Annotated in this window: 4 protein-coding genes and 1 pseudogene; 1 reads left to right on the top strand and 4 read right to left on the bottom strand. The window is 42.5% G+C overall.

The genetic code is table 11. The features are described from left to right. Nucleotides 1–267: 267 nt before the first annotated feature. Nucleotides 268–1,698 (top strand): annotated as a pseudogene (locus Q4A14_RS08755) (helicase-related protein); the annotation flags it as partial. A gap of 80 nt (nucleotides 1,699–1,778) precedes the next feature. Here the strand turns inward: Q4A14_RS08755 and Q4A14_RS08750 are convergent. From Q4A14_RS08750 to Q4A14_RS08735, 4 genes are all read right to left on the bottom strand, one after another. Beyond that, nucleotides 1,779–2,408: a PP2C family serine/threonine-protein phosphatase gene (locus Q4A14_RS08750; protein ID WP_303171480.1), complete on the bottom strand. Its 630-nt coding sequence runs from the start codon at nucleotides 2,406–2,408 to the stop codon at nucleotides 1,779–1,781. Next, nucleotides 2,392–3,246 carry a nucleotidyl transferase AbiEii/AbiGii toxin family protein gene (locus tag Q4A14_RS08745; RefSeq protein WP_303171478.1) on the bottom strand — a complete coding sequence of 285 codons (855 nt, stop codon included), beginning with the start codon at nucleotides 3,244–3,246 and terminating at the stop codon, nucleotides 2,392–2,394. Before Q4A14_RS08745 ends, Q4A14_RS08750 begins: the two co-directional genes overlap by 17 nt. Beyond that, on the bottom strand, nucleotides 3,224–4,228 hold the full coding sequence (locus Q4A14_RS08740) for a type IV toxin-antitoxin system AbiEi family antitoxin (RefSeq protein ID WP_303171476.1): 1,005 nt from the start codon (nucleotides 4,226–4,228) through the stop codon (nucleotides 3,224–3,226). Before Q4A14_RS08740 ends, Q4A14_RS08745 begins: the two co-directional genes overlap by 23 nt. 138 nt (nucleotides 4,229–4,366) lie before the next feature. Beyond that, nucleotides 4,367–4,515, bottom strand: a 149-nt coding sequence (locus Q4A14_RS08735) for a helix-turn-helix domain-containing protein (protein ID WP_303171482.1), incomplete at its 5' end; no start/stop codon positions are given.

The raw sequence follows: 4,515 nt of genomic DNA, 5'->3' as shown, positions 1-4,515 counted from the left end.
GAATCGGGTGGAGCGTCTCAATCGGAGTTATAAGCGCACGTTGCGAATGCGTGGGGCTCTTCCCTCGGCTGATGCCGTGGTCTTTCTCCTCGGATCTGTTGCCCGAGAGATGACCGAAAGGACTTACGCAAGGAGATTGCCCTATTTCCAAGACCGGAGTATCAAATAGAATGAGCAATAACCCGAAAAACTCAAAGTTTTTTATCCCCGGGGTTACCCCGGGAATAAAAGGAACAACTAATCTTACACACTTTTTGGGACACTACCAAGGGTACGCAGTTTGTATTTTCCGACCTAGGCACTTACAAGCCGGGCGATGACTTCAATGTCTACAGTGAAATCAAGCGTAAACTCGTAGAGGACTACCACATCCCCTCATCTGAAATTCGCTTCATTCAGGAGTGTAAGAATGAGAAAGCCAAGAAGGCGATGGTCGATGCTATGAACCGAGGCAATATTCGTATTATCTTCGGCTCTACCTCGATGCTCGGCACCGGTGTGAATGCCCAACAGCGTGCTGTGGCAGTTCATCATCTGGACTGCCCCTGGCGACCATCAGACCTCGAGCAACGCAACGGACGTGCTGTGCGTAAGGGCAACCTTATCGCCAAGGAGTTTGCAGACAACAAGGTCGATGTTATTATCTATGCCGTGGAGCGTTCTCTGGATAGCTACAAGTTCAATCTCCTACACAACAAGCAGCTCTTCATCAATCAGCTCAAGACGAACACGCTGGGTTCTCGTACGATTGACGAGGGTTCAATGGACGAAGATAGTGGTATGAATTTCTCCGAGTATGTTGCCGTGCTTTCGGGCAATACCGACCTTCTCGAAAAAGCCAAACTCGACAAGAAGATTACCGCCCTTGAGTCGGAACGCAAGTCCTTCCTCAAAGAACGTGATGCTGCGAGTGGTAAATTGGCAGAGATACAGCACTCTATCGAGTACCACACGGGAAGAGTGCAGGAAGCCAAAGCAGACCTATCAACCTTTGAGGGCCGAGTAGAGCGAGACGCTGAGAGCAATCCCATCAATAAGCTTATTCTGAAAGGCGTAGACGAGGGTGCTGATATTAAGGTAATGGCAGCACGCCTTCAGGAGATTGAGGAGAAATCCCGCACCAATGGCGAGCATCACAAGATTGGGGAGATTTATGGCTTCTCGATAACGGTCAAGACCGAAAGCTCCAGCAAAGACCTGTTTACCTTATCTGTCAATCGTTTCTTTGTCAAAGGTCAGGAGGGGATCTACTACACTTATAACAATGGTAGGCTCGCCAGTGATCCAAAACTCGCCTGTGCTAACTTCGTTAATGCTCTGGAGCGTATCCCCAAGGTCATAGAGTCACACGAGAAGGAACTTGCCAAGGCAACGGCAGACATCGGTATCTACACAGCCATTGCCAACGGCTCGTGGAAAAAAGAAGAAGAGTTGCGCTTGCTTAAGGGGCAGGTAGCAGAGCTCGACCGGAAAATAGCTCTCGAATTAGTCCCTTCCGAGACAGAGAAAGAAGAGGAGAAAGCTAAGCAGGAACAAGATCAAGGCTCAACTATAAGAGATACAAAGCAAAAGGAGATTTCCTCTTCTACTCAATATATGACAACGCCCCAGTCCTCTATGCACGATCCGAAGAGCAAGCCGGAAGACCAAAGCGTGATGAGTCGTGTGGTGATTTCTAAGCCGAAGTGGAAGATGTAAGATCTCCTATTTCTGTGAGAAGAGTCTAACCTACAAAAGGGACTTGTGGTTTTTGAAAAACATTGAGCGAATAAGGTCACTTATGTAACCTTGATTCTAACAACAGAACAGTCATCATTGCCCAATGGTGAAGGTATCAAATCTTTACAGAGAAAACTGCCGGGAATGTCATGAGCCTTGTGATAGCCATCACTACAAAGGAGGAATAAATCTCCTGTGTTCAGTGATAATAGTTGGACCTGAATAGGTTTTCTGAACCCTCTTCCTGAGATGCAATTAGTTAGGTATACATTCTCCCCTTGTACAATTACGTGATCTGTGGTGAGTAGAGCTACTTCTCCCTGTCTGTTTTTATGATACAGACGTACATCTCCCAACGATACGTAGAATAGATTACCATCACTGAGATACATCAAAGTTAGAGCCGTTCCCATTTTGCACCTTTTCTCTTTACAAAATTCAGCCAAGCAATTATCTGCATACTCAATGCTCGTACGGATAAGTTCTGTACAATCAATCGCATCACCCTTTACCAAATACTCCGAGATTGCTTTGCAAACAAGTTGTGAAGCAATTTCAGGCAACGATAAACCTCCCATTCCATCCGCAAGTAAAATAAGTGTTGCTCCATTGGGCAACACTTGATGCAGAATGTAATCTCCATTTTTCTTGCCTGTAGCTATACTTTGGCTTTCAATTTGGATTTTCATCACACAGTCCTTTATCAAACACCTGAATCATCTTTTGGAATGCAAGTAGTATCTTCTCATAGGGAAACGAACTAGAGCTATCTATGATCTGTTGGAGAAGTTTGCTATTCTCCTCTTTTTCAATTTCTTTTCGGAGACATTGGTTGTAATGGAATAGGTGCTCTTTCGATAAAAATCCGACAATATCATAAGCAAGCCAATAAGCACCAACTACAATTTCGTCAAAGTCCTCCCAATCGTATACCTCCGGATGCAAATCTCTCTTCAAATTAGCGAGGAAGTAGTTCTCAAGAATAAAAGCCATATCCACGGCATCTTTATTTGTTTGGATATTTCGATCTAACCAAGCATTGAACTTCAATACAAATAAGCCATGCAATGATGCAATCTTAATGTCAAATTCTTTGTCAATATTCACTGTAATGGCATCACTCAAGACATCGGTGAACCCTTTGACAGACATTGCAATATCCTCCTCCGGAGGCCAATATATGCATCCATCTTCTCTTGCCACATCTCCGTAAGGAACTATATCCATTTCGTAATCGTCATAGTAGAACCGTTGGTATATTTGCTTATCTTTTTCAAATCCATATGCCAATAGTACCTGTTTGACTTCCTCAAAAGCATCCCAATTAGAGATTGCAATGGCAAGGTCTAAGTCTCGTGTCTTTCTCCCTGAACTTACACCGACTAACTGTCGAATTAGGATATCTCGGGCTGTCGCTCCGATGACGAAAAAATCCTGCTCAATTTCAGCGAAACAACAAGAAACTTTTCTAAGAAGGGCAACTAATAAAGGGTTACCTATCTTTTCACTTGAAATCTGAAAGTTCATCGTTTAATAATTTATTTGCGGCCTCAATGCAACGACTATCTCCACTACCTACTAAATCGGCATATATCAAGACGTGGGGCATTATATCACCTTTCCAAAACTTCTGATATACATGAATGTCTCCTTCGGTAGTTCGAATAGCTCCCGTCTTCATTAGATTGGAGAATGGAATCTCCGTATAGAGTTCAAAGAGGGCAGGCGTAAGATAGCCATTCAGTAAATAAGATGCACACTCTCCACCCCATAGCATACCATTGGGCAAGACTATTTCTTCCCATTTCTCTTTTTGCTCCGGTGTCCGAAAGTCCAACTGTTTCAATCGAAGTTTGGGCTTTAGCACCTGATGATAATTATCCACCCAAAGGTCAAGTAAAAGACGGCGTTCTTTCAAGACTCTTTTTTTGTGAGTAGTAAGTATAAACTTACGTGTTTCCAATTCATCAATCACATTTTTGACTGTACCTATTGATACACCACTGTATTCCTTGATTTCTCGAAAAGGCTTGGCAACATTCTCGGGAGCTTGTAAGAGATAAAATATTACCTTCAATCCGGCTTCTTGGAATATCGGATACTTCTTACTGTTATTTATGGGAGCTTTCTCTCCTGTGTGAGAAAGTTGGAATATCAGTTTCTTGCCCTTTGTGTGCTGTATATTATAGTTCCCTGCTGTATCGGCAAAACTAAGTCCCTTTTTACGCAAAGTGTCATAAACAGATGGGTGTATATATCTTGCGACCAATAAAACAGGGGCCTTGCAAACCGCCATACAACTCTTTGCTTTTCCCTCTATACGTGGAAGATTTCTTCCGTTTACCTCGTTATCAACGAGACATTGGAACTCGGTACCCATAATCTTGATGATGCTTTTTATCGCTGAAGATTCTTGTACTTGATAGTCGTAGGTAATGAGTTCTTCAAGAAAGTGCCATTGAGAATTTAGTGCCTTGACAACTTCTTCTATAAGATATATTTCGTTCATCGCATGTTCAGTATTATAGTCTTGTTCAATAAGATTGAACATCGCGAATGTACTGAATAAAAATTAGTTTACAAAGATGTTTGTTCATTTTATTTGCCCTGTTCATTAAAAAATGAACAAGGCGTACAAAATGAACAGTTATCTAACAATCATCCCATTTTGTAACATTAAGTCAATCTCATCTCTCCTAAAAAGTAGTCGTCCATTAGCTTTAAGATAGGGTATTTTACCGGACCAAACCCAGTTGTAGACAGTCTTCTGTTCCACTTTAAGAAGTTTAGATACAT

It is taken from the genome of Porphyromonas sp., assembly GCF_030529325.1.
Lineage (GTDB): Bacteria > Bacteroidota > Bacteroidia > Bacteroidales > Porphyromonadaceae > Porphyromonas_A.
This window is presented reverse-complemented; position numbering and strand designations above follow the sequence as displayed.